Raw genomic sequence first — 24,898 nt, 5'->3', positions numbered from 1 at the left:
CGCCTATTTTTACTCTTTTGGGCCAAAGGCAAGATCTCCGGCATCGCCCAGGCCCGGCACAATGTAGAAATGCTCGTTGAGGGTATCGTCAACGGCCCCCAGCCATAGTCTGCACTCGGGCATTCGGGCTTTAAGATACCGGACTCCTTCCTGACTGGCAATGATGGACGCAATGTGGGTTTGGGCCGGTACACCAAAACGAAGCAGCGCATGGTATACTTTTTCGAGCGAGCGCCCGGTAGCCAGCATGGGATCCATCAGAATGAGCGTTTTGCCCTGAAGGTTCGGACTTGTGATGTAGTCCATTTCTACCTCAAACGTATCGTCGTTGAGATGATGCCCGCGATAAGCCCCGATAAAGGCATTTTCGGCCTGATCGAACATGTTCAAAAAACCCTGATGAAACGGCAAACTTGCCCGAAGAATGGTGGCCAATACCACCGGCTGCCGCAGTAAAAAGGTTTTTGATTCGGCCAAAGGAGTCTGTACAGTTTCAGTACGGTACGACAAAGACTTCGATATTTCGTATGCCAGCAACTCACCCAAACGTTCCAGATTCCGACGAAAACGCATGCGGTCGGTTTGGACCGAAACGTCACGAAGTTCAGCCAGAAAATGATTTGCAATGGAAGGAGTTTGGGAAAGAATAAACATAGCGGGAAAGGTTTTGATCAAAACTGTAACGATTATACAAATTGATTCTCTAATTTGGCACTTTTAAAGCTACGGAATTTTTGTTTGGCATTTTTTGTGTGGTTATTTCTTTATTCCGAATTCTGGACCTTTTGCTGTCATGAGTAAACATAGTGTTGCTTTTTTTACCTGTATTATATTTGCCGTCTTAGGGTCTTCCCACAGCTTTGGACAAAGTACGTTTATTCCACTAAATGATGATTACTACCATCTTATAGATCGCCTTGAAATCAAGAGGGGTATGTTTTCAGAAGGATTTCATGCTACCCTGAAGCCCTACGAACGAAAGGCCGTAGTGGCACTTACCGATAGCATTGCGAAGGACGATAAAATAAAACTTACACGGGTAGATCGCGCCACAATCAATTACCTGCGGCAGGATAGCCGCGAGTGGATTGTTGAAGAACCTGCGCCCGCCCTGACAGCGGAGGACAGCGTACCCTTGAACCTGTCCCGTATGGGGTCTATCCCAACCATTAAAACGGCGCCTGTTAAAAAAGAACGAACATTTTTCAGCCATCCTGCCGATTTGTATAGCCTTCAAACGGAAGATCTGGATCTGCATGTGAATTTTGCCACAAATAATTATGTCGGACGGGAAAACAACACCGAAACCGGTTTGTGGTTTACCGGCAGAGGGGTTGAAATCAGGGGGCTGATCAATCAAAAATTAGGCTTTTATACCTTTATTTCGGACAATCAGGGCACCTTCGCCAACTACGTACGTCAGTATTCAGATCGTTACAACTTTCCCAACGAAGGGCTGGCCAAAACCCTGCGCCGGACCGGAGTCGATTTCTTTTCGGGGAGAGGGTATATCACATTCCGACCTTTGAAAAGCATCAATATACAGTTTGGCCACGACCGTAATTTTATAGGAAATGGCTACCGCTCCATGATTTTATCGGACAACAGCAGCCCGTATCTGTTCATGCGCATTGATACGCATTTGGGTAAGTTTCAGTATACCAACCTGTTTACGAGCATGATCAATTACCAGAATTTTTTTGGCAATGATCTGCTGCGAGGGAAGAAGTATACGGCAATGCACCACCTGAGCGTCAATCTGAGCGATAAGTTCAATGTGGGTATTTTTGAATCCGAAGTGTTTAATCGTGACAGCGTAGGTGGAGGCTATGAACTGAATTACCTCAATCCTATAATTTTCTATCGTTTCGTTGAATCTTACCTCGGTAGCGAAGATAACGCCCTGCTTGGCGTGGATTTTCGCTGGCTCATGGGGCGCCGCGTTTCGCTTTACGGGCAGTTTATGCTGGATGAATTTTTAACTAAATATTTTTTTAGTAACGAAGGTTCGTGGACCAAAAAATATGGCGGACAACTTGGCTTCAAGTACGTAGATGCTTTCGGAATTCCGAATTTTGACTTGCAGGGCGAGTACAACGTTGCCAGGCCCTACACCTATACGCACCGCGATGGCGCCCGCAACTACACGCATTTCCGGCAGCCACTGGCACATCCTTTGGGGGCAAATTTCAGGGAGTTTCTCGGCATTATCCGCTATAAAATTACGCCTCGTCTCACCACCTATGGAACCATTATGTGGACCAAACAGGGTATGGATTTTGACGGACAAAACTGGGGGGGGAATTTGCTGCTCGACTATGAAACCCGGGTTGGCGATTTGGGCAACGTCATTGCGCAGGGAGTGCCGCTCTTTACACGCTTTCTGGATCTGCGCGTGTCGTACATGCTCGCCCACAATCTATTTCTGGAAGGCCGGGTTTTGCGCCGACAGGAAGAGTCGCCTCGCTACACGCTGCGGCAAAATACCCGCCTGAGTACGCTGGCGCTGCGCTATAATCTGCCCTATCGTCAGCAAACTTTTTGATCAAAATTCCTGCGTACAGCAGCTATCAACTACTTCATGACATATCAAGCTATCATTCAACAGGAGCTTACCGAAGCCCGCCAGGTCGTGGATGACTTCCTGCAAAATCCAGCCAATAGTCAGGTCATCGAACAAGCCGCTACGCTTATGGCCGAGGCGATTGGTCAGGATCGTAAAATTATTTCCTGCGGCAATGGCGGCTCGCACTGTGATGCGATGCATTTTGCCGAAGAGCTTTCGGGTCGCTACCGCGACAACCGCCGCGCTTTGCCGGCCCTTGCTATTTCGGACCCAAGCCACATAAGCTGCGTCAGCAATGACTTTGGCTATGAATACGTTTTTTCCCGATTTATAGAAGGCCTGGGACAAGCCGGCGATGTGCTGTTGGGAATTAGTACGAGCGGCAATTCAGCCAACATTATCCGGGCAGTAGAAGCGGCTCGCCAAAAAGGAATGAAAGTGGTGATTTTATCTGGTAAAGATGGAGGAAAACTAGCCGGAATGGCCGATGTAGAAATCAGGGTGCCGCATAGTGGCTACGCCGACCGGATTCAGGAAATACATATTAAGGTGATTCACATTTTTATTTTGCTGATTGAAAAGATGGTTGTTGAAAAATAATACCAAAGCGTAGAGACGAAAAAATTTCGTTTCTACGCTTTTTTCAACCTGTTGCGTCTCTTACTTCTTCTTCATTGTCCATTTGATTCCTTCGAGCAAATGCCGGACAAAAAGCGGTTCTTCGAATGACTCATCGGTGTGGCCGCCACCGGTATAAAAAGCACGACCTCCTTCAAACTCGTGGTACCAGATAAACGGGTGTATCCGTCCATTACGACCACCTTCGTAACTGCCTTCGTCCAGCGTGGCCAGCACAATAATGCCGGGTTGAATGCTTTTGTAGCTATAAAGTTCGTCAAATCGCCGCCAGCGATTGGGCAAAAAACTTGTGGCAGGGTGCGTCTTGTTCCAGACGTCAATATCGACATTTTGTTGTTTGGGATGATGCAAAAAATAGGCGCCAACCAGTTTATTGTACCAGGGCCAATCGTACTCCGTATCAGCTGCCGCATGTATCCCCATGAAGCCACCGCCGCCACGAATGTAGGCTTCAAACGCAGCTTGCTGCTCAGGGTTTAGAATATCGCCGGTTGTGCTTAGAAAAATTACAGATTTATATTTTTTCAAATTTTCGAGCGTAAAAGCCGAAGCATCTTCGGTAGTATCGACCCGAAACCGATTTTCAGTTCCAAGTTTCATGAGCGCCCGCTTTCCTGCCGGAATAGACGCATGCCGAAAGCCTTTGGTTTTTGAAAAAACCAGAATAGCATCCCGAACGGGAGCTGCCTGAGAAGTAAGAATCAGAAAGCTGAATAAGCAGATCAGAAAGGAAATTTTTTTCATAAAGATAGAAGGTTATGTAAAAGCTGAAAGCCAAAGAATGTAGTAGTTAAACTCTACTTGCCTGAGCCAAAGAAGCTGTTTACGGCTTCATGAGCGCTGTTTCATGATTTTTTTAGACAATAAAAACAAGTGTAGACTTACCCTGGTGTAGAATTATTGATTTGAAAAAAATAATTTTAAACGTTGAATTCTGCGGATAATGTTCCTATTTATAGCATTGAATATTATTCAGTTTTCACTCATTCTGATTTAACAAGTAAAATATCCTATGCGAGTAAGACCCTGTGCCCTGATTATAGAACGGAATAGCGTGCTGACGATGAAATACCGATACGGCGACACAGACGTATATGCCCTGCCCGGTGGAAATCCTGACCCAGGAGAAAGCCTTTCGGAAGTGATTGTGAGGGAATTGCGGGAAGAATTGGGCATCGAGACGGAGGTAGATCAACTTGTGCTTTGTGGAGAAGTAATCGGAGAAGACGGCCGCAAGGATGCGCTGCATGCCATATTTCTGGTACACCTGATTGCGGGTATGCCTGTACTGAATCCGGAGCACACGAGTGCTTTGGACGTAAAATGGCTTTCGCTTTCGGAGCTGCTCAGTACTCATATGTACCCCAATGTGGGGCCGGAAATCCGGGCTTTTCTGGAAGGTAAGCCCGTCGGTACCTATTTGGGTAAAATAGATCAGCCCTATGTGGAGTAATAAAAAAACGCTGTCAGGATTTTGAAGCCCCGACAGCGTTTTATTAAAATATATGACCTGATAGTTTCCTACACGAGTTCAAGCTTTCCGGCGTTCCGCTTGCGATCAGTTTCTTCCAGGAAGATTTTCCGCATCCGAATGCTTTGTGGAGTTACTTCCAGGTATTCATCCTTCTGAATGTATTCCATGGATTCTTCCAGAGAAAAGTTGATTTTCGGAGCAATACGCAGCCCGTCGTCTGAGCCCGAAGCCCGCATGTTGGTCAGTTTTTTAGCTTCCTGCAAATTTACCACGATGTCGTTCGGGCGATTATGCTCACCAACCACCTGTCCACCATAAATTTCTTCACCCGGATCAACAAAGAAGCGACCGCGATCCTGCAATTTATCAATGGTATAGCCCGTAGCCATGCCTGTTCCCTTAGAAATAATTGAGCCGCTGTTCCGGCCGGCAATCGGACCACGGAACGCGTCAAACATTTTGAAGCGGTGTGTCATCACGGCTTCTCCCTGCGTGGCTGTCAGTACGTTAGAGCGCAGACCAATCAACCCGCGTGATGGGATTTCAAATTCCAGGTGTTGCAAATCACCTTTGGGCTCCATCACGAGCAGTTCACCCTTGCGCTGAGTGGCCAGTTCGATTACCTTACCAGCTGTTGTTTCAGGCACATCGACAACCATCGTTTCGATTGGTTCGAGGCGCTGTCCGTTTTCGTCTTCTTTGAAAAGTACCTGTGGCTGACCTACCTGCAATTCGTAGCCCTCGCGACGCATCGTTTCGATCAGTACTGACAAGTGAAGAATACCCCGGCCATAAACCAAAAATTTATCTTCGCTTCCGGCTTGTTCTACGCGGAGAGCGAGGTTTTTCTCGGTTTCTTTCATCAGGCGGTCACGCAGGTGGCGTGAAGTAACAAACTTGCCTTCTTTACCAAAGAACGGAGAGTTGTTGATGGTAAAGAGCATGTTCATTGTTGGCTCGTCTACCGCAATACGGGGCAGCGCTTCGGGGTTTTCGGCATCGGCAAGCGTATCACCGATTTCGAAGTCGTCGATGCCCGTTACGGCGCAAATATCTCCGGCGCCTACTTCCGACACTTTCTGACGTCCCAGTCCTTCAAAAATTTGCAGTTCTTTTACTTTTACCTTTTTCATCACGCCATTTGCTTTGCAAAGCGTCATTTGCACCCCTTCTTTCATGGTGCCACGCAACACACGCCCGATGGCAATCCGGCCAACGAAAGCGTTATAATCAAGGGAGGTAATCTGCATTTGGGCAGTACCTTCGTTGATTGGCGCAGATGGAATTTGCTCAATAATGGTGTCGAGCAAAAACGTAATGTTATCCGTTGGAGTTTTCCAGTCGGCCCCCATCCAGCCCTGCTTGGAAGAGCCGTATACAGTTACAAAATCTAGCTGGTCTTCCGAAGCACCGAGGTTAAACATCAGGTCAAATACATTTTCCTGAACTTCTTCGGGGCGGCAATTTTCTTTGTCTACTTTGTTTACAACCACGATAGGTTTCAATCCAAGCTCAATTGCTTTGCCTAGTACAAAGCGGGTTTGTGGCATTGGTCCTTCAAAGGCATCTACAAGCAGCAACACGCCGTCGGCCATTTTGAGTACACGCTCAACTTCTCCACCAAAGTCGGCGTGGCCCGGTGTATCTATTACATTGATTTTTACATCTTTATAGCGAACTGACACGTTTTTGGAAACGATAGTAATGCCACGTTCACGTTCCAGATCGTTGTTGTCCAGAATCAGGTCGTCAAATTCCTGATTATCTCTAAACAGCTTGGAAGCGTGAATGATTTTGTCAACCAATGTGGTTTTACCGTGGTCAACGTGCGCAATAATTGCGATGTTACGAATGGATTGCATCTCTTTTTAAAGTCAACAGTTTATATTTTTAGTTCGCAGAGGTCATACACCGAGCTTCGGTTATTTACTGCAAAACAAACCGCAAAAGTACGGACTTTTTACCTGAATAACAGTTTTTTACAATTAAATAATCGTAAACAACGAAAAAACGTTCATCTGACTAAAAGAAGTACAAAAAAGAAGGTACACACATAAATAATGTTTTTTTGTATGATAATTAGATACAAAAAAAACTTTGAATTAGCCTGTTTCGTGAAAACCGAGAGTTGTATAAAAGCTAGAACAATTCAGGATCAGAGATTTCTGCGAGTTGGCCAGCCTCCCGGCCAATCAATGCCAGTTTGCGAGCCGTACCCCAGCGGTAGCCACCCAATCCACCGGTTTTTTGAAGCACCCGGTGGCAGGGAATCAACAGGGCAATGCGGTTGCTGCCAATTGCCGTACCAACAGCCCGGCTTGCGGTGGGCTGTCCGATAGTACGGGCTATGTCGTCGTAGCTGACGAGTTTTCCGGCCGGAATCCGTAGCAGCGCTTCCCAGACTTTGATCTGAAAATTAGTTCCCCTAAGCAGCAGCGGCAAAGGGGTTTGAGCGGATGAAGAGACGTCAAAAAGCGGTTGGAGGTAGGGCAGGCCGGCGCCCGGGTCGGCAAGCCAACGGGCCTGCGGCCATTCGGTCTGCAGGTTTTGTAGCGCTGTTTCGCCGGATTCAGCCTCATCCAAAAACCGAAGGTCGGTAAGGCCGCGCTCCGTGACCACCATCAGGCAAGTGCCCAGAGGCGTGTTGTGCAGGCCGTAGCGCATCGTGACGCCCTCGCCCAGCGCCCGAAACTCAGCCGGAGTCATGGCTTCGTAGGTTACGAAAAGATCATGCAGACGGCTGGGACTCGAAAGGCCCAATTCGAGCGTGGCGTCGAGCAGGTTGGCCGATTGTGCCAGCTGTTGTTTGGCGTATTCTTTGGTAAGAAAACGTAAAAACCGATGCGGACTCGTGCCTGCCCAACGGGTAAACAACCGCTGAAAATGAAATTCTGACAGCCCTACGTGCTCTGCAATTTGCCGTAAGCCCGGCTGATTTTTGATGTTGGACTCTATGAAACGAATGGCTTTTTCGATGCGCTGATAATCGGCCAAATAGCTTTGGGGCTCTTCCATTTTTACAACAGGATTTTCAGCAAAGATACAGCCCTGCGCAAAGGCTCACAATCCGAAACTTGCGGTTTTGCCGGTCGATTTTCCCCAAAGCTTTTTGGTTTAATTCAAGGTCAGGATGTGCGGGGAAACGAAAGCTGCACCTGGGTTTCTCCGTCTGTTTTACCTGAAATGACTAAACTTCCGCCAATGCTTTCTATGAGTAATCGACTGAGGTAGAGCCCTAGCCCAAGGCCTTGTTTTTCCTGAACGACACGCTCAAACTGGTGAAAAGGAAGGATTTTTGACAGCTCTTCCTCTTCAAATCCCTGCCCGTTATCCTGAATCGAAAGTAAATAGCCCGCTAGTGTAGGACGCCCTGTAACCTGTACAACGGGCTCCGATTGGGCATAACGAATCGCATTGTCGAATACTTCTACCAGAATTTTTTTTAGAAATCGCGCATCCAATGGCAAATCAGCTTCTTCTACATGCAGCTCAAACGCAGGATGAACGTTTTCGAAAGAATGCGAAACTTCCTGCCAGACCGTCTGTACAAAATTCTGATTGATGGTACTTGTTCCTAAGGAAGGAATTGGTGTGTCTGGTGAAGAAGTGAGTGCCTGAATTTCAGAAAACATCATGAGGCTTTCCAGGTTGCGCTTCAAACGATTGGATGAGACCAGCACCATGTCAAACATCTCCTGAATCTCGCTCTCATCCAGGGTTGGGTAGTGGTCTTTCAGAAACTCCGTGAACCCCATGATGCTGTTGAGCGAGGTGTTAAATTCATGGGTCGAGTTATTGTTGAGGTTGTTGTAAATATGCTGAATGCGTTGCTGAACGACCTGATCAATGACAATGCGACGGCGCAGCCGGGCTTCGATGGCCCCCAGCAATTCTTCGAGTGTGAAGGGTTTGGTCAGGTAGTCGTCGGCGCCCAAAATCATGCCTTTGCGCATATCCGAAAGTTCACTTTTGGCGGTCAGAAAAATAAAGGGAACCATGGCCAGAGCTTTATTTTGACGAATTTGATCAATTACCTCAAAGCCATCCATTTCGGGCATCATGATGTCACACAGGATCAAATCGGGCTGAAATTGCGAGGCGTGTTTGATGCCTTCGCTGCCATTTGGTGCCGTGCTAACCTCAAAACCGGAGGCGTTTAACAAAAACGCTACATTCTCACGAATTACTTTTTCATCTTCGATTATGAGTATTTTCTCTTTCATGTTGTTGGAGAATTTTTAATTGTACTAATTAACTAAGTTTACATGCATACAAACGGGTTTCCACACATACCCCCTGGGAATGTGTGGAAAGAATGGATGTTTTAAAAGTGTGCGATTGTGTAACTATTTTTATACGTAAAGTAAAGACTGATCCATCGGAGGGTTTTCGTGGATCGGCAGAATAGGCAAAACAATGGTAAAGCAAGTACCTTGATTGAGAACGGATTCTACATATATCTTACCCTCATGAATTTCTACAAATTGTTTGGTGATGGTTAGCCCCAGCCCGGTCCCCTGAATATTGGTGGCGTTTTTGGCCCGGTAAAAGGAATCGAACAAAAACGGAAGTTCCAGCTCATCGATTCCGATTCCCTGATCTTTAATACGAATGGAAACCTCTGTTTCATCAAATTCTATGGTTAACTCTACTTTTCCGTTGGAGAATTTTACGGCATTGGACAGCAGGTTCATGACGCAGTGCCGAATTAGTTTTTGATCACAAAATATCGGAATTTCTTCCTCCGGGAAATGGCACACGATTCGGCATTCCTCCTCGTGCATAAAGTAAGATTCCACAATTTCCCGGCATATCTGCACCACATGATGATAATTGGGTGTGAACGGAACCTTTCCGTTTTCGATGCTGCCAAGAGTCAAAATGTCGGTCATGAGTTCACGGAATTTTATTATTTCTCCTTCAATGACCTGCAAATAATGCCCAATGAGGTCCGGTGGGCTGTTGAGTTGCTGTTTAGACAAAAGTTTTAGAATTTCTACACTCGACTGAATGGAGGTAAGCGGTGTCCGGAACTGATGCGAAGCCGTGGCCACAAACTGCGATTTTTGGCGGTTCAGTTCTTTTTCCTGTTCAAGAGCATTTTGCAACATCAGCTCTTTTTCTTTTCGATCCGAAATATTAGTGGCTATGCCCATTTGCCGGACGATTTGTCCGTCCTCATTGGTAATGTTAAACGTGCGGAGTCTGATCCAACGGGGTGACTGAGCAGGCGGAACGATCAGAAATTCTTCGTCTATGCTTTCACCTGCAACATAGCGCATGAGCGTATCCTGAGCGAGTTGGCGATGTGTTTCGGCAATATCGGCCATGCACGAAAGAGGGTCGTCATAAAGTTCCTGACGCGTCCGGCCAAGGATTTCTTCATACATTCGATTGACGAACAATAGCCTGAATGGACGCTTGGAATGTACCCAAAAGATTTCATCTACATTTTCGGTAAGTTCCCGAAGTATATTTTCGTTGGTCGCCAGTTTTTGTTGGGTTTGGAGAATTTCGGTTATGTCTCGTCCTTCCGGGATGAGCATGTATACCTTACCCCCCTGATCGTACATGGGCTTGATCGAAAAGTCGATGGTACGGACGATATCGTGTACGCCAATAACCTCCATGTCATAGCGTACGGTTTTTCCCTGAGCTGCTTCTTCTACGGACTTTCTAAGTTGCTGAATAAGTTCTGGCTTGTGACGCCACCACGGCCCTTCCCAGAACGGTTTGCCAATAATGCTCGTTGCATCCGCATGGCCGGCAAAACGCATAGCCGTTTGGTTTACCTCAATCATTCGCCCGTCGGGCTCCATAAGTCCGATGAAATGAATAGACGAATGAAAAATGGCGCTGAAACGCTGTTCAGTTAAATGAAGTTCTTTTTGTGCCTTTTTCTGTGCCGAAATATCCAGCATCGTACCCACAATTCCGACCACTTTTCCCTGTTCCTCAATTGCGTTGGCAAAGACCTCCATCCAGCACTTATGACCGTTTTTGTGGCGAAACCTCACCTCAATTTTTACGTTCAGAAGGCGCTCATCTTTAATGGTCTGAATTTGGTGGTGTAGCCCCAGGCTGTCTTCTTCGGGATACATCAGAAAGTCTTCCACTTGGCGCTGTAGGGTATCTTCTACCGCATAGCCCATGCAGCGTTCCCATGCCTGACTGAGAAATACCCATCGGCCGTCGGGCGTAGTCTGAAATACGACTTCACTCAGGTTGTTGACCAGAGCGCGGTATTTTTCCTCGCTCTGTCTCAGCTTTTGCCGGGTCAGATGTTCATTGGTTACGTCCCAGTTGATACCAATGAGCCGGTCGGGTTGTTTATTTTCATCGAATAAAAGCATGCCCTTGCCGAGCAAATGCCGGATTTCCCCGTATTTGATAATTCGGAAGGCTGTATCAAATACGCCCAATCCGTCTTCCAGCGTTTTGGAGACCTCCTGAACCTGTTCATCACGATCGTCGGGATGAATAGTAAGAAGCCAATCTTCTAAGTTTGATGAAAATTCACTTTCCAGAACCCCGTAAAGTTCAAACATATACTCATCCCAAATGAGATGATTGTTTTTGATGTCCCATTCCCACACGCCCTGTTTGGCTGCCTGTGTAGCCAATCGGAGCCGCTCCCCGGCCAGCGCTAGTTGATTCTCTACTTCCTGCCTTGTGGTTATATCGCGGGCCACCATAATAACCAGGGAGTTTTCGTCGGGTACCATTTTCCACTCCATGAGTCGCTTTTCTCCGGTAGTTCCGACCCATTCTGTAACCAGAAACCGAGATTCCGACAAGTCGAGCATTTCCTGCCATTGTTGCTTCATTTGCCCGGCTGCTACCGACGGAAGGAAATCCCAAATGTATTTTTCAACCAATTCTTTTTCAGATAGTTCGGTTTCCCAGGATTTATTTACCATCAGAAACTCGCCCTGATGATCCAGAATTGCGTGGAGGTCAACCGTAGCAAAAAAGATCGATTCAAAGCCGTGTTTTTTCAGTTCAGATTCATATTCACGCCTTTTGAGTGCGTTTGAAATTATTTCTGAAAAAGATTTCAACAGTCGAATTTCCTTTTCAACCCACCGGCGGTGATGTTTCACGGAATCGTAGCCCACAAAACCAATGGCACGGCCTTCAAAAGTGAGCGGCATGACCAGCAGGGAAAGAATATACTGCGCTTCCAGAATCTCCTTTTCCTGAACTGCCTGCGGCGGAAGATCGTCAAGTTCAAATAAATTAATAATATTGCCCAGGTGCTGTTGTGCATTCCACCAGGGGAAAAGATCAATCGGAAGGTCTTTGAGGTTGTCTTTTTCGACCGAAATACCTTCCCCACACCATTCGTACATGCAGCTCATCGTTGCTGCTTTGGTATGATAGAGAAAAATGTACACGCGGTCGACATCCACTACGCGGCCTACCAATTCCAGTGATTTATCAATCGTACGATCCAGTCCGTCGGCTCGAAGGCTGATAAATTCGGTGGAAATACTTGCCACAAGTTCTTCAAGGGTACTTTTGCCAGGAAATGTGTGCTCGCCCGTAGATTTAGCCTGTGAATTTGTCTCCTGTGCCAACTGCCTGAGACAGGCAATCCGGCCCAAAGCAGCATGTATCGTAGCCTTTACCTGAGATGCGGTAGCTGTGTGGAGCGAAAGATAATCCTGAAACCCAAAGGCGGGCCACTGCTCCTGAATGTAGGGTTGTGGATGAGGCGTAATCAGAATCAGCGGTACAGCTATCAGAAGTTGCCGGGGAATTGATGCAAAAGTTGTTTTGGTAATAGCGGCCTCTTGGTAGCAAATAATCAGGGCTGCATCCGTATCAGGCAATTCCTGGAAATTAAGTACCTGCTGATACTGTAAAGTTGCCTCAGGAGCAGCTTCCTGCATTAGCTCATCCAACCGAGGGGGTGGAGTCTGCTGAATATATAGTATTTGTATAGTCTGTACCATGCTTGGTTTACCTGTATCGTTCTCCTTCACAGCTCTTTTCTTTACAAAAAAGAGTTTTGTGTTTATCAGCCTGACCCGTTAGCGCTTTCCTGGAAAAACAAAAAAGGTGTAAACCCATGGTGCTTATGATCACCTATTTGTCGTTTACACCTTTAAGAACTACACACACACTAATAAAGTAATATAGATCCTCTGATTTGTATCCTAATGTATACGTAATCAGAGAGTTAAATATTCCCTTCTGTTCTTTAGTACCAGGCAGTTCTTTTTTTTAAAGGCAGAAAAAAAGCCAAATGATAGAAATTACGGGTTAATGTTCTGATGTATAAGGTATTAAAAATTGCACATATGTATGTAAACTGAATTGCAAAATACCCTTTTTGGGTAGTTTATGGTTCCGTATTGGGACTTACCTTTGTTGCCAATGTAAACTCCCAATGAATAGCGCCCTTTTAAGTAATGAAAAACGCACCGATACCACCGGATCAACTCCTTATTCAGGCGTTGAAAGGAGATGAAATGTCCCGTAGTAAGGCAATAGAGGCCTTATTTACTGCCTGTACGAAGCATCGTCAGGCTCTCAGTATGCAGTTCCGGATTGACGCCCCCGACCGTGACAGCCTCTTTGAGGATTTGTTTATGGATAGTTTTCTGACCTTGATTGAAAACCTTCAAAAGGATCAGTTTCGGGAAGATGCCCGGCTCGCAACCTACTTTTGCGGAATTTTTCGAAATAAAGCTCGTCGAACGATTCAGTTTTTCAGCGAAAACCCCTGCGTATCCATTGAAGAAGTAAGCGATACTTTGGCAGAAACCGAACCGAGCGATCTGCCCGAAGAAACGAGCATTGCTCTCAAAAAGCTGCTCATGAAGCATATTTCACAGCAGGAACCGCACTACCGCGAAATGCTGCATCTGATATGCATCGACAACCTGAACGATAGTGAAATTGACCGTAAAATGCGGATCTACAATCTTCCCGCTACCATACGGATGAAAAAGAAATGCCTGAAAAAACTCCGGGAGAGTATTCCGTCGTCTGCGGTTATTTTTAGAGAGTTAGTTCAGTAAGCGAGTCAGCAGGGCAAGTTCAATCAGGGCAGTAGAGTCGACGACTCCCAGCCGTGCAATCATGTTTTTGCGATGCTGATGCACCGTATGTTTGCTGATATACAGGAGGTCGCCGATCTCCTGATCGGTTTTTTGTTGCCGGATCAAAAACAAAATCTGTTTTTCGCGGTCACTCAGCAGGTCTTTATTCTTTTGAATTTCGTAGGACGAATGCCAGGCAAAGGCTGTCTTTTCGAGGCCGCCAAAGCTAAGCCGCGCCCACACGTCCCGCGAGTCTAGAAGGTAGGTAATTTCGCGCAGCGTAATGCAGAAAGTTGCTGTTGGTTTTTTGGAACCATGATACGGAATCACATGTGCGTGCAGGCTTACCCAATGCCCGTCTGCATGCTGAATTTTGATGCCGCTCACGATAAGTTCAAATTTGTCTTTATAAAAAAAGGGAATCTGTGCTTTGTGCATGTCTAGCCATTGAGCCAGCTGGTCGACTACATGAAATTGCTCAATTGTGGCATTTTTATATAAATAAGTCAGGATAGATTCATCCAGGGTTCTTCCCAAAAAGTGGGTTGTTCCGTTGGACGTTGGATGTACGTGCAGCGTAGCGCTATCTGCCAATAGCACAGCCCCGTGCAGTATATCTGTTAGTTGAAAAGTCGAAAATTCTCCCGGCAGGTCGAGCCCTTCGGGCAAAGGGTAAGAAATGGGAATGACTTTTTGAGACTCCTTAGGTATAGGGATCATACCAGTCAAGCCACTCTCGGGAGGAATCGGGAAACGTTTCTGCTTTATGGCGAAGTTGTCGGGCATGTGTATAGTTAGTTGATTAGGCAATATCGGCAATCTGAGCTAAGGATATCAGAGAAGTACGATTGATCGTACCCGTTTTGGCAATCATGTTTTTTTGATGCTGCCACACCGTATGAAGGCTGATTTCAAATTTTCGGGCAATGTATTCATTACTTTTCTGCTTCATGAACTGTTGCATAATGGCTGATTCCCGCGTTGTGAAAATGTTTTTCTCGAAAGATTTACCCTCTCTCGAAAAGAGCAGCTGCGTATCAGCGCCCTGCTTCACAACAAACTTTCCCCAACAGGCAGCAGGGCGCATCAGATGAGAAACATCCCATATAGAAAGTAGCGCAAGCGCAGGTGTGTGATCTGCATCTTTCATTAACGAACGTAGCCTGATGAGCAATTTCTTTTTAACCAGATGACTACTCCATATCTCCACTCCACCCAGAGTTATCTCCTGCATCGCAGACGGAGCAAGTTGCTTTTGATGAAGGTGGCGGCCTAGTTCATTGAGTAGAAAATGTAGATCTTGTTGGGCAGAGCTACTCAGTTTACTTACCAATATCCGGATTGGGTCATTATGAAAAATGTAGGTAGGGATACCCAACAGATAATCACTCTCACCAAAAGCTATCAGGGTACTTTTGCTGCGGGTATTCAGAAAAGCTTTGTAGCCTTCTGTCAACTGCGACAACTGCCCGAAGTTTTTTAAAGGTAGAATGGCCTTTTCTAACTCCTGATCTGAAAAACGAGGATTGAGCGTTTCCCAGTAATTAAGAATAGAACTGATCGAATCATCTAAAATCACCGGTAAGTTATATTTAGTGAGTGCTTTGATTTAAAAAATATGTAAATGTAAGTTATTTATCTTTATCTTAAATAACAAAATGTAGCGTAGGTTTGTTGGCTTATATTAAATGATTATTGATAATTTTTATTTGTTTAATTCAATAAAACAAAAATTATGTATCTGGTACTTAGGAAATAGATCTAAAATCAGGTGAGTAAAAAGTGTTTTTTATGAAAAAATAAGTATCTATTGTATACAATTTTATTTGTATAAAAAGTAACCTATAATTTATTACAAGGTTAGTACAAAAAACTTGAAAATTCAGAAGAAATTGTTTTTGAAAAACTTAGGATGTAGCTACTACATGCGATGCAAACCAGAATCGGCATTCGTCCAGGCTCGATTGGCCGGAGGCGGTCCGAATGATAAACTCATACAGATATTCATTAGACATGCTTTTATCCAAACGCATTCCATTCAATTTTAGGAATGCAAGAGCTGCCCCAAGCCCGGTACGTTTGTTGCCATCGGTGAATATGTGATTGCCAATGATGTTGAGGCAGTACAACGCAGCTGATACAGCGGCTCGCCAAACATCTCAGCCTGTACGGCTTCCAACAGGTAATCCAGATTTTCTTCATGGAGGAAATTTGCCGGAGGCATAAAATTGCCTCCATGCTCTGATACTGTTCTTTTATTTATGAAGACAATGTCGTCTTTATCAAGATAATCTACAATCATGCTAATGCTCTAAATACCTCCTCGTATTCCTCGAAATCTTCATTTACGATTTCTTCAAGTCGTTTACGTTTTGCCTTTTTTAAGTCATCCTTTACTTCCAGCAATAGTTCCCGCAAATACACAGGATCATTACTTGCTAACTCAATGAGTGCTTTTTTGAATATTACTTTGTCAATCACTCTCATAAGAAATCACGTTTAACCAGTTACACCATTTAGATCTAACAAATCAAAGATACACAAAGTTTTGCAGAGGCATTGGCGTTTGCTGCGCGTAAGTCAGGTGCTGTTTACATGCTCATTTCACATTCACGGGCAGAATTACGTTATTTGTCATACAAACAAATAATGAGCCACCGTTTTGTGGATCTAACCATCTAAATCAAACACTTTTCAATGAACAAATACCTCTTGGGTGGTCTGCTTCTGACCGCAACACTTGGACAGGCGCAGGATGTGGCCACCCAATATGCCGAAAGCATCACGCCGGCAGATCTCAAAAAGCACCTGGTAATTATTGCTTCTGACAGCCTCGAAGGCCGCGATACGGGCTCGCCCGGACAGAAAAAAGCCGCAGAGTATGTAGCTAAATATTTCAAATCCTACGGCCTGACTCCCCTTGTGACAGAAGCCGACGGGTCCAAAAGCTATTTCCAGAAATATAATCTCTATCGCAAAACCTGGGGCGATGTGGCGGTTAAGGCCGAAGGGAAATCGTTTGAGTTCAACAAAGATTTTTTTCTGAATGGCCTGCTTACCACCGATGGCGAGGTGTCGGTACCCACGGTTTTTGCCGGTTATGGGATAGACGCCGCGCAGTATAACGACTATAAAGAACTGGATGTGACGGGGAAAGCGGTGGTTATTCTGGAAGGTGAGCCGCAGGATGCCAACGGAAAATACCTTGTGAATGGCAACGAAGAAAAGTCAAGCTGGAATAATCCGACGGCCTGGCAACGCAAAGCTACGGCGGCCTTTGCCAAAGGAGCTAAATATGTCTTTATGATTTCTGAAAAAAGCGGTAACGATTTTGAGCAGCTCGTTCGGCAGCGGGCCGTGATGTCACAACGTGTGAGCCGCCTGACGATGAAGCCCGTAGATGAGTCGCTGAGCAACGTGGCCGTATTTACGGTGTCTGGCGAAATGGGCGCCAAACTGCTGGGAACCTCGCTAAAAAAAGTGGAGGGCTTAAAGGCCGATATTTCCAAAAAAGGAACGCCGGTAAGCAAAGCTCCCCAAGGCAACGTTGCGCTGCGGGTAGAACGCAACAGCGAAACCATCGAAACGGAAAACATTGCGGCCTTTTTGGAAGGTACAGATAAAAAAGACGAGGTACTGGTAATTTCGGCTCACATTGACCATATCGGGATTTCGGCGGACGGACAAATCAACAATGGTGCCGACGACGACGGCTCCGGTACGGTTTCGCTGCTCGAATTGGCCGAAGCATTCAGCAAAGCCAAGGCCAATGGCCACGGCCCGCGCCGCAGTATCCTGTTTCTGAACGTAACGGGTGAAGAGAAGGGGTTGTTTGGATCGGCTTACTATTCCGAAAATCCGCTTTTGCCGTTGGCCAATACCGTAGCCAACCTGAATATTGACATGATCGGGCGTGTGGATACGGCGCACGAAAAGGATCCTAAGTATGTGTATTTGATTGGTTCTGATAAGCTTTCGTCAGAGTTGCACGCCATTAGTGAAGCTGCCAACGAGAAATATATTAAGTACGATCTAGACTATACGTTTAACGACCCCAAGGATCCGAATCGTTTTTACTACCGCTCAGATCACTACAATTTTGCCAAAAAGGGTATTCCGGTGATCTTTTATTTTACAGGTGTTCATGAAGATTACCACCGGCCGGGTGATGATGTCGAGAAAATAATGTTTGAAAAACAGGCACCCATTGTTCAGCTCGTATTTTACACCGCCTGGGACCTTACCAACCGCGAAGCCCGGATCAAGGTTGACAGTAACAAACCCTAAGCTGAACGGGAGATTTATCCAACGATTCTTATTTTGACAAACCACCAACCTTCTTTACCTCCGGCATTTCAGGAGTCGATGAAAGCGCAGCTTGGGGCCGATTTCCCGGCCTTTGCTGACGCACTCGCGCACGAGTCGCCCGTGAGTATCCGGCTCAATCCGGCCAAAGCCGCCTACGACCCGTCCGGGCTAAGCCGGGTGCCCTGGCACCCGGACGGGTTCTATTTGCCCAGGCGACCGGTTTTTACGCTTGATCCCGTGTTTCATGCGGGCGGATATTACGTACAAGAGGCATCTTCCATGATAATTCATGAGGCTTTGTCGCAATGCGTGTCGCGAAAGCATCCGCTGCGGATTCTCGATTTGTGCGCTGCACCCGGTGGAAAATCGACGCTCCTGGCTTCGTGGATGCCCGAAGGAAGTCTTTTGCTGGCCAATGAAGTGATTCGCAGCCGGGTAACGGTCCTGAAAGAAAACCTGGAACGATGGGGGCATGCCGGAACCTTCACAAGTAGCTACGACCCGGATTCGTTTCAAAAACTTACCGGTTTTTTTGATGTGGTGCTGGTCGATGCGCCCTGCTCTGGCGAAGGGCTTTTTCGCAAAGATCCTGATGCCATTCAGGAATGGTCAGCGGAGCACGTGCAGTTATGTGCCGCTCGTCAGCAACGGATTCTGGCCGCGGCCAATGCGTTGGTGGCGCCCGGCGGTGTGCTGCTGTACAGCACCTGCACCTACAATGAATTTGAAAATGATCAGAATGCCGAGTGGCTCGCTACGGCGCAGGGCCTGACGCACCTTCTACTTGATTTTCCGAAAGAATGGGGGCTGACTGCCCGCGCCAAAGGCTATCAGTGCTATCCGCATCGGCTGTCGGGTGAAGGGTTTTATCTGGCGGCTTTTCGGAAAAAAGAAGGCATAACGTTTCAGGGAAAGCCCTCGCGCTACATGGGCAAGCTGTACGATGTTCCCAAAAAAAATGCGGCGGCTATTCAGGATTGGGTGCAAAATCCCAAAGACTTTTTTTACCTGCAACGCCCGGACGGTACTGTACTTTTTGCACCCAAAAATCTTCATGAAGAATTGATGATGCTGGACGCAGCGCTGCCGCAGGGGGTGTGGCTGCGCGAAGCAGGGGAGTTTAAAGGCAAAGATTTCATTCCGGCGCAGGGCCTTGCCATGAGTACGGCACTTCACACCGCAGTGCCGACCGTAGAACTAAACAGAGTGAATAGCCTGCAGTTTCTGAAAAAAGAGAGTTTGCTGCTTCCCGACGCGCCCAAAGGGTGGCTGTTGGCACAGCATAAGGGCCTTGGACTGGGATGGATGAAAAATCTGGGCAACCGAACCAACAATTATTTACCCAAAGACTGGCGAATCCGGATGGATATTCGCGAAATTTAGAGGCCTCGCCGGGCGCTACTGCATCGGAAGATATACCCGAAACGTAGCGCCCTGCCCCGGCTGACTGCTTGCCGTGATGGCCCCGCCGTGGTTGGTTGCCACCTTTTCACAAATAGCCAGGCCGATGCCCGTTCCGGCAAATTCTTCTTTGCCATGCAGCCGCTGAAAAACCTGAAAAATTCGATCCAGGTATTTTTCGTCAAACCCAATACCATTATCAATTACTTCAATACACTGGTAAGCCCGACTTACCCGAATAGGCTTAACGCCGGGCGGCAGCTCTGTAAAGAGCAGGGTACTTGCTTTAATTTCAATTTTAACGGGCCGTTCAGGCTGATGAAATTTAAGAGCATTGCTCAGCAGATTCTGAAACAGTTGGCCTAGTTGGGTGCGGTCGCCCTGTACCGTTGGCAATGCCCCCACAAAAATCTGCGCGTTCGTTTCCAGAATTTTTAATTCAAGATCATTGATTACCAATTGAAGTAAATCAGGCAGAGAAACGACGGTTCTTTCTTCCCGATGTGTAGAAATACGCGAAAATACGAGCAAGTCATCAATTAACTTTGACATACGCTCAGCGGCAAGTTGCATGCGATCAATGTATTCGCTTCCGTCCCCGAGATTAGCTGCGTAGCGGTTTTTAAGTAAGCTGCCAAACTGCTGCACCTTTCGTAGTGGCTCCTGCAAATCGTGGCTCGCAACGTAGGCAAAGCGTTGCAGGTTTTCGTTGGATCGCTTCAAGTCTTCATTAAATTCCTGCAATTGGCGGGTCCGTTGCTGTACCTGTAATTCCAAATCAGCCGTTAGTCTGCGGTAGCGTTCTTCACTTGCTTTAAGAGCTTGTTTTGCCAGTACCTCCTCCGTAGCATCAATCGCCATGTCCATGATGGCATATACTTCGCCAGCGTCATTTCGCAGGGGTTTATAGGTAAAATCAAAAAAGTAGGTACCCAGGGTGCCGTTCACTTCCAGTTGTACCTCGGTGGCTTTGGCTTCGTAGGTAAGGCCGGTCGTGTATACCTCATCCAGAATATCCAGAAAAGGCTGCCCAATTAACTCGGGCACTGCCTCTGCAAGGGGTTTTCCAATCACGGATTCATCTTTTCCCCAATAGCCAATCATGATTTCGTTGGCTACCTCAATAATCATGTCTCTGCCCACAAACAGGCAGGTTGCTACAGGGGCTTCTTCGATTAAGGTTCTGAACCGTGACTCATTAAATTTGAGGGTTTCGGCGGTAAGCTGATGTTCGTGAATGTCTATACCGCTGCCCATAAAACCCAGTAATTTTCCATTACAGCCAAAGCGGGGAATTCCTTTCCACAAAATCCAGCGGTATTCACCATCAAGGGCCCTGCGCTGACGTACTTCGAGCGTAAATGGTTTCTTGTCGCGTACGGATTCTGAATAAATAACCTGAATCCGCTGAATGTCTTCCGGGTGCGTGTATTGTTTCCAGGTAGCTGCTTTTATTTCGTGTAGCGACAGCCCAACATAATGCAGGAATGTTTTGTTAAAGAACTCAATCTCAATGGTTGGGCTTGCAATAAAAACAAAGGCGGGCGAATCGTCGGCAACGGCCCGGAAGCGCTCCTCACTTTCGCGCAAAGCCAGTTCATTTTTTTTACGCTCATTGATATTGGTACTTACGGTAGCCAGGCCAATAATCGCATCCGAAGACGAATCCCTGACCACGGCTATGTTCCAGTGCAGCCAAAACGGCCTTTTGTTTCGGGTATTTACAAACCGTATTTCCAGCGAGGAATGTCCTTCTGCCCAAATCTCAGCCAATGCTTTTTGGGCTACGGGCAGGTCGTCGATATATACACAATCCAGCATTTTTTTGCCTTGCCAGTTGTCCCATCCCAGCATATGTAACGCTTCCGGATTGAGATATTGAATGGTTAAATCTACGCCTGCCAATCCAATAAACTCATGACTAACATCCAGAATGGCAACCAGTTTCTGTTGTTCAACTTCTACTTGCCTTTGCACTGCCGTTTGCTGATCCAGGCAGGATTCGGTCTTTTTCTGGAGCGTTCCGGTGAGTCGGCAGGCATTTCCATTTGTATCAAAAAATACCTGTCCGCTGCCGTAAAACCACGATTCTGTTTGGTCATTTTCAGAAGACATTCTGAACTCCACGTCAAATCGTTTTTGCGCCGGATTGGTAAGCGCTTCCTGAATCCGGGTGTTGAGCCGGAGGCGGTCCGTCGGATGCAGGCTTTTCAGCAGTTGTTTATACGACCACACGTCTTCGGAACTCATGCCGCACAGCTGTCGGCAACGCTCATTGCACCAATACGAATGATCGGTCAGGTCAATATCCCAAATACCCATTTCAACCGCTTCCAGGGCAAACAACGCCCGGCTGTCGATTGATTTGTTTGCCAGATTTTCAACCCTATGCTCACGATTTATTTCCATATAATTTGGAAATCATGTACCTATAATTCGAGTGAAATATTAAAATTCTGGCTATTTAACAACTGAAAAATTGCACTGGAAACTGCCAAAAGCAGACGAGATTGAGAGAGGTTTACTAAGTCAAATTTATAACTTTTTTTGTTTTATGTTCACTTTGAGAAACAGAAAAAAGGAGCTGCCTGTGCCGGCAACTCCTTTTTTTGGGGATTTTAAAAATCTTCTCCGCCGGGCGAGCCATCTCCGCCATCGCGTTGCTGACGTTCTTTTTGTAGTTGCTGTACCTGTTTGCCGAATCGGTAGGTAAAGCCCAAAAAGGCAATGCGCGTTTCGCGCTTGGCAGTTGTAGAACTCGTAAAACCTTCGCCAAAAGTGTTGATTCGGAATCGCAAGGTGTCAAAAATATCACTCACCCGCAGGCTAATGGCTCCCCGACCTTTCAATACGTCCTTTTTGAAACCTACATCTACATTGAAAAACGACTGAATTTCTCCCTGAGGGATAATAAACGGCGAGCGGTAGTTGACGCTGACCTGACTTTCGAAACCTTTCCAAAAAGTAAAATTAGAGTTGACACGAGCGCTCCAGCTCCGGTTAGACTGCGTCAGCACGTCGGGTACGCCGGGGTCGCCCTCAATCGTCGCCATGAAGTACGAAAAATTTCCATTGGTTTTCCACCAGCGCGTAATGTCCTGATTGACCACAAATTCGAGACCGTACGAATACGACCGCGCCAGGTTCAGGTAGGTTTGTTCCGTCACGCCATCGTCGCGCAGACGACGATACCGCGTCACGTTGTCGACTGTTGCCCGATAAAAAGCCGTGGATGTAAGCGAAGTAGTTTTTCCATACCACAGGTGGCTCAGTTCAAAGGAGTTGATCAACTCAGGCCGCAGGTCGGGATTTCCGAAGCGAATGTTGAGTGGGTCCGAGATATCTACGAACGGGTTTAGCGCACGTACCCACGGCCGGTTGATCCGGCGCGTGTAGTTGACCTGCATTTTTTGTGCCTTGCTAAGGTTATAATTCAAGAAAGCACTTGGGAACAGATAGGTATAGTTTTGCGTATTTTTTTCGCCTGTGGTTCGTTGCTCAGTTATCAGCGAGGTATTTTCGAGCCGAAGCCCTACCTGATAGCTCCATTTTTCGTGTTCTTTTCCGTAGTTGGTATAGGCCGCTGTGGTGTGTTCGTCGTACACAAAGCGGTTGGATAGTAACGGATCAGGGACCCACGTAGGAGAGTCGCCGAGGCGGTTTTCAAACTGAAAATCTCCATCCAGAAAACGGTTGGTATATTTCAGACCCGTTTCAATTTTGCCCTTGTTTTGTAGTGGCTCTACAAAATCCAGCTGAACTACGCCCACGCGGTTGTTGTTGAGGCGGTTGTTTCGTTGGTACAAATCATCCGTTAGTGGACTGCCAAAAACATCGGTTGTGGTTTGTTCAAACAGCGATACCTGCGTACTTTTTGAAGTTGATAGGGTAGCGTCGAGCGTGAGCAAACGATTGGGTTTATCAAATTTCTTGCGAAAACCTACTACATAATCAAGCCCGTCGCCGGTTTCTTCTTCGTCTGAAATACGATTAATCAGTTGTGAAATTTCGCGGTTAGAATTATAGTAGCGGTATGTTCCGGTGTCGCGGTCGCGGTCGTACTCAGGACGGTACAGGATCGACCCGGTCATTTGGAGTTGTTTGCCAATATCCCAGTCAAATCCGAGGCGGAGATTATGATTCAGGTCACGGCTCGTTCCGTCCTGTCGCTGTTCCAGAAAACGCAGTTCGTCGTTATTGAAATTATCGCGAAAATTGTCCCGATACGAAAACCGGCGCGTTTCCCGGAAGTTATAACTCGCAAACATATTGAGTGATTTGAACCGATTGTTCAGATTGACGGAGGCGTTGTATTTGTCACGGGTACCGATATTCAGGTCAGCGCTTCCGTTAAAACCTTCGGCTTTTTCTTTTTTCAAAACAATATTAATGATCCCGGCAGCTCCATCAGCGTCAAATTTGGAGGAAGGGTTGGTAATTACCTCAATAGTTTCAATGCTGCTTGCCGGAATCTGATCCAGCACAGCCTGCCGATCCAGACCCGTCAGGCCGGAAGGCTTTCCATCGACCAGAATAATCACATTTTCGCTGCCTCGCAGGCTCAGATTTCCGTCAATGTCTACCGTTACCGAAGGCACATTTTGCATAATATCCAGCGCACTTCCTCCGAGCGTGGCCGGGAGTTTATCCACGTTAATAATTTTTCGATCCAGCGAATACTCAATCAGTTCCTTTTGGCCGGTTACCGTGACGGCATCCAATTGGCGAGCGGTTTCGGTGAGATTCAGTGTACCAAGATTAATGGTTGGCTTGGTAGTAGAAACAGTTATATTTTTTTTGATAAAATCTTTGAATCCAAGCGTTTGAACCATCAGATAATAACTCCCTTCGGCTATGCCTGTTATGCGAAAAACTCCTGTTTCATCGCTGATAGCTCCGCCCGCAGCCGTTGAGTCAGCCGAACGAAAAAGCGCTACGCTGGCAAATTCCACGGGAAGCGTTTTTCCGTCATCTTCATAGGTCAGCAACCCTTGAAGCAACCCTTCCACAGCTGACTGCTGCTGAGTTTGAACAGAATCGGCAGCAGGTATACTTTGTGCAGATGCTGTGGTTCTGATGAGGACTACGAACAAGGATAATAGACTGATAATTAATTGCTTCATGAATAGTTGGATTATCTTTTTTCCTAAACAGGACTTGTTTTCAGGGGAAAAAGTTTTGAAAAATTTTGAATAGAAAGTAGAGACTAAAAATTTCATTCCTTCCCGGATTGCTTATCGGACCAAACCAGGACCGTTCATGCCCGACTTCCGTCTAATCAATATTTTTTTTGAAGTAAAATAAAATAAAAGCCTGTAAATCAATTAGAAGCAAATTTGTAACTGGCACTTTTTCCAACGAAATGAGCAAGTTGTTCCACACGGATTTTATTTAAAATTTGACCATTAAAGAAAATAAATGGTCTAAAAGTAGATTTCGACAACTATTAATCGTAATATT

The 24,898-nt window shown here is 46.4% G+C and carries 19 protein-coding genes; 6 read left to right on the top strand and 13 right to left on the bottom strand.

The annotated features are described in order from the left end of the window. Window positions 1-9: 9 nt before the first annotated feature. Complete coding sequence (upp, locus tag EZE20_RS02415; protein ID WP_132114076.1) at window positions 10-654, bottom strand: uracil phosphoribosyltransferase; 645 nt, start codon at window positions 652-654, stop codon at window positions 10-12. Window positions 655-934: 280 nt separating this feature from the next. Here upp and EZE20_RS02410 point away from each other — a divergent pair, with 280 nt between their 5' ends. Together EZE20_RS02410 and lpcA are read left to right on the top strand one after the other, a co-directional pair. Then, window positions 935-2,545 (top strand): hypothetical protein, encoded by a 1,611-nt coding sequence (locus EZE20_RS02410; RefSeq protein ID WP_228713500.1) that lies wholly within the window; start codon window positions 935-937, stop codon window positions 2,543-2,545. A gap of 36 nt (window positions 2,546-2,581) precedes the next feature. After that, window positions 2,582-3,166, top strand: a complete 585-nt coding sequence (lpcA, locus tag EZE20_RS02405; RefSeq protein ID WP_132114072.1) for a D-sedoheptulose 7-phosphate isomerase — start codon at window positions 2,582-2,584, stop codon at window positions 3,164-3,166. A 60-nt stretch (window positions 3,167-3,226) separates the two neighbouring features. Here the strand turns inward: lpcA and EZE20_RS02400 are convergent, their stop codons facing one another. Then, the gene (locus EZE20_RS02400) at window positions 3,227-3,949 is read right to left on the bottom strand and encodes a ThuA domain-containing protein (RefSeq protein WP_132114070.1); all 723 of its coding nucleotides are present in this window, start codon (window positions 3,947-3,949) and stop codon (window positions 3,227-3,229) included. A 268-nt stretch (window positions 3,950-4,217) separates the two neighbouring features. On the opposite strand from EZE20_RS02400, the gene EZE20_RS02395 reads away from it, so the two are divergent. After that, window positions 4,218-4,658 carry an NUDIX domain-containing protein gene (locus tag EZE20_RS02395; protein ID WP_132114068.1) on the top strand — a complete coding sequence of 147 codons (441 nt, stop codon included), beginning with the start codon at window positions 4,218-4,220 and terminating at the stop codon, window positions 4,656-4,658. Window positions 4,659-4,726: 68 nt separating this feature from the next. Here EZE20_RS02395 and typA read toward each other — a convergent pair whose 3' ends face one another. From typA to EZE20_RS02375, 4 genes are all read right to left on the bottom strand, one after another. Then, window positions 4,727-6,541 (bottom strand): translational GTPase TypA, encoded by a 1,815-nt coding sequence (gene typA / locus EZE20_RS02390; RefSeq protein WP_132114066.1) that lies wholly within the window; start codon window positions 6,539-6,541, stop codon window positions 4,727-4,729. 277 nt (window positions 6,542-6,818) lie between these two features. Next, window positions 6,819-7,694 carry a bifunctional transcriptional activator/DNA repair enzyme AdaA gene (locus tag EZE20_RS02385; RefSeq protein ID WP_132114064.1) on the bottom strand — a complete coding sequence of 292 codons (876 nt, stop codon included), beginning with the start codon at window positions 7,692-7,694 and terminating at the stop codon, window positions 6,819-6,821. Between the two features lie 110 nt (window positions 7,695-7,804). After that, the gene (locus tag EZE20_RS02380; protein WP_132114062.1) at window positions 7,805-8,902 is read right to left on the bottom strand and encodes a hybrid sensor histidine kinase/response regulator; all 1,098 of its coding nucleotides are present in this window, start codon (window positions 8,900-8,902) and stop codon (window positions 7,805-7,807) included. A 129-nt stretch (window positions 8,903-9,031) separates the two neighbouring features. After that, window positions 9,032-12,637, bottom strand: coding sequence for a PAS domain S-box protein (locus EZE20_RS02375; RefSeq protein WP_132114060.1), 3,606 nt, complete (start codon window positions 12,635-12,637; stop codon window positions 9,032-9,034). Window positions 12,638-13,096: 459 nt separating this feature from the next. Here EZE20_RS02375 and EZE20_RS02370 point away from each other — a divergent pair, with 459 nt between their 5' ends. Further along, window positions 13,097-13,708 (top strand): RNA polymerase sigma factor, encoded by a 612-nt coding sequence (locus EZE20_RS02370; RefSeq protein ID WP_132114058.1) that lies wholly within the window; start codon window positions 13,097-13,099, stop codon window positions 13,706-13,708. On the opposite strand, the gene EZE20_RS24270 is transcribed toward EZE20_RS02370, so the two are convergent. The 5 genes from EZE20_RS24270 to EZE20_RS02345 form a co-directional block, all read right to left on the bottom strand. Further along, window positions 13,697-14,515, bottom strand: a complete 819-nt coding sequence (locus EZE20_RS24270; protein ID WP_132114056.1) for a response regulator transcription factor — start codon at window positions 14,513-14,515, stop codon at window positions 13,697-13,699. The two genes, EZE20_RS02370 and EZE20_RS24270, sit on opposite strands and share 12 nt — an antisense overlap. 16 nt (window positions 14,516-14,531) lie before the next feature. Then, window positions 14,532-15,308, bottom strand: a complete 777-nt coding sequence (locus EZE20_RS02360; protein WP_132114054.1) for a helix-turn-helix transcriptional regulator — start codon at window positions 15,306-15,308, stop codon at window positions 14,532-14,534. A gap of 328 nt (window positions 15,309-15,636) precedes the next feature. Beyond that, on the bottom strand, window positions 15,637-15,858 hold the full coding sequence (locus EZE20_RS02355; protein ID WP_132114052.1) for a type II toxin-antitoxin system death-on-curing family toxin: 222 nt from the start codon (window positions 15,856-15,858) through the stop codon (window positions 15,637-15,639). Further along, window positions 15,774-16,031: a hypothetical protein gene (locus tag EZE20_RS02350; protein ID WP_132114050.1), complete on the bottom strand. Its 258-nt coding sequence runs from the start codon at window positions 16,029-16,031 to the stop codon at window positions 15,774-15,776. Before EZE20_RS02350 ends, EZE20_RS02355 begins: the two co-directional genes overlap by 85 nt. Further along, complete coding sequence (locus tag EZE20_RS02345; RefSeq protein ID WP_132114048.1) at window positions 16,028-16,216, bottom strand: hypothetical protein; 189 nt, start codon at window positions 16,214-16,216, stop codon at window positions 16,028-16,030. The genes EZE20_RS02350 and EZE20_RS02345 overlap by 4 nt, the downstream gene beginning before the upstream one ends. A gap of 210 nt (window positions 16,217-16,426) precedes the next feature. Between EZE20_RS02345 and EZE20_RS02340 the strand changes: the two genes are divergently transcribed. Together EZE20_RS02340 and EZE20_RS02335 are read left to right on the top strand one after the other, a co-directional pair. Then, entirely contained in the window at window positions 16,427-18,016 is a 1,590-nt protein-coding gene (locus EZE20_RS02340) for a M28 family peptidase (protein WP_132114046.1), read from the top strand. 33 nt (window positions 18,017-18,049) lie between these two features. Continuing rightward, the gene (locus EZE20_RS02335) at window positions 18,050-19,420 is read left to right on the top strand and encodes a methyltransferase RsmF C-terminal domain-like protein (RefSeq protein WP_228713499.1); all 1,371 of its coding nucleotides are present in this window, start codon (window positions 18,050-18,052) and stop codon (window positions 19,418-19,420) included. A 15-nt stretch (window positions 19,421-19,435) separates the two neighbouring features. Here EZE20_RS02335 and EZE20_RS02330 read toward each other — a convergent pair whose 3' ends face one another. Together EZE20_RS02330 and EZE20_RS02325 are read right to left on the bottom strand one after the other, a co-directional pair. Next, window positions 19,436-21,847 carry a PAS domain-containing sensor histidine kinase gene (locus tag EZE20_RS02330; protein ID WP_132114044.1) on the bottom strand — a complete coding sequence of 804 codons (2,412 nt, stop codon included), beginning with the start codon at window positions 21,845-21,847 and terminating at the stop codon, window positions 19,436-19,438. A gap of 209 nt (window positions 21,848-22,056) precedes the next feature. Then, window positions 22,057-24,561: a TonB-dependent receptor domain-containing protein gene (locus EZE20_RS02325; RefSeq protein ID WP_165933389.1), complete on the bottom strand. Its 2,505-nt coding sequence runs from the start codon at window positions 24,559-24,561 to the stop codon at window positions 22,057-22,059. Between the last annotated feature and the right edge of the window lie 337 nt (window positions 24,562-24,898).

Source organism: Arundinibacter roseus, assembly GCF_004348825.1.
Taxonomy (GTDB): Bacteria; Bacteroidota; Bacteroidia; order Cytophagales; family Spirosomataceae; genus Arundinibacter; species Arundinibacter roseus.
Note: the sequence above shows the minus strand (reverse complement) of the source record. Positions and strands in the feature narration are given on the sequence as shown.

Coding starts and splice junctions, on each gene's coding strand:
- upp (WP_132114076.1), bottom strand. CDS start 654: ATGTTTATTCTTTCCCAAACTCCTTCCATTGCAAATCATTTTCTGGCT.
- EZE20_RS02410 (WP_228713500.1), top strand. CDS start 935: ATGTTTTCAGAAGGATTTCATGCTACCCTGAAGCCCTACGAACGAAAG.
- lpcA (WP_132114072.1), top strand. CDS start 2,582: ATGACATATCAAGCTATCATTCAACAGGAGCTTACCGAAGCCCGCCAG.
- EZE20_RS02400 (WP_132114070.1), bottom strand. CDS start 3,949: ATGAAAAAAATTTCCTTTCTGATCTGCTTATTCAGCTTTCTGATTCTT.
- EZE20_RS02395 (WP_132114068.1), top strand. CDS start 4,218: ATGCGAGTAAGACCCTGTGCCCTGATTATAGAACGGAATAGCGTGCTG.
- typA (WP_132114066.1), bottom strand. CDS start 6,541: ATGCAATCCATTCGTAACATCGCAATTATTGCGCACGTTGACCACGGT.
- EZE20_RS02385 (WP_132114064.1), bottom strand. CDS start 7,694: ATGGAAGAGCCCCAAAGCTATTTGGCCGATTATCAGCGCATCGAAAAA.
- EZE20_RS02380 (WP_132114062.1), bottom strand. CDS start 8,902: ATGAAAGAGAAAATACTCATAATCGAAGATGAAAAAGTAATTCGTGAG.
- EZE20_RS02375 (WP_132114060.1), bottom strand. CDS start 12,637: ATGGTACAGACTATACAAATACTATATATTCAGCAGACTCCACCCCCT.
- EZE20_RS02370 (WP_132114058.1), top strand. CDS start 13,097: ATGAAAAACGCACCGATACCACCGGATCAACTCCTTATTCAGGCGTTG.
- EZE20_RS24270 (WP_132114056.1), bottom strand. CDS start 14,515: ATGCCCGACAACTTCGCCATAAAGCAGAAACGTTTCCCGATTCCTCCC.
- EZE20_RS02350 (WP_132114050.1), bottom strand. CDS start 16,031: ATGATTGTAGATTATCTTGATAAAGACGACATTGTCTTCATAAATAAA.
- EZE20_RS02345 (WP_132114048.1), bottom strand. CDS start 16,216: ATGAGAGTGATTGACAAAGTAATATTCAAAAAAGCACTCATTGAGTTA.
- EZE20_RS02340 (WP_132114046.1), top strand. CDS start 16,427: ATGAACAAATACCTCTTGGGTGGTCTGCTTCTGACCGCAACACTTGGA.
- EZE20_RS02330 (WP_132114044.1), bottom strand. CDS start 21,847: ATGGAAATAAATCGTGAGCATAGGGTTGAAAATCTGGCAAACAAATCA.
- EZE20_RS02325 (WP_165933389.1), bottom strand. CDS start 24,561: ATGAAGCAATTAATTATCAGTCTATTATCCTTGTTCGTAGTCCTCATC.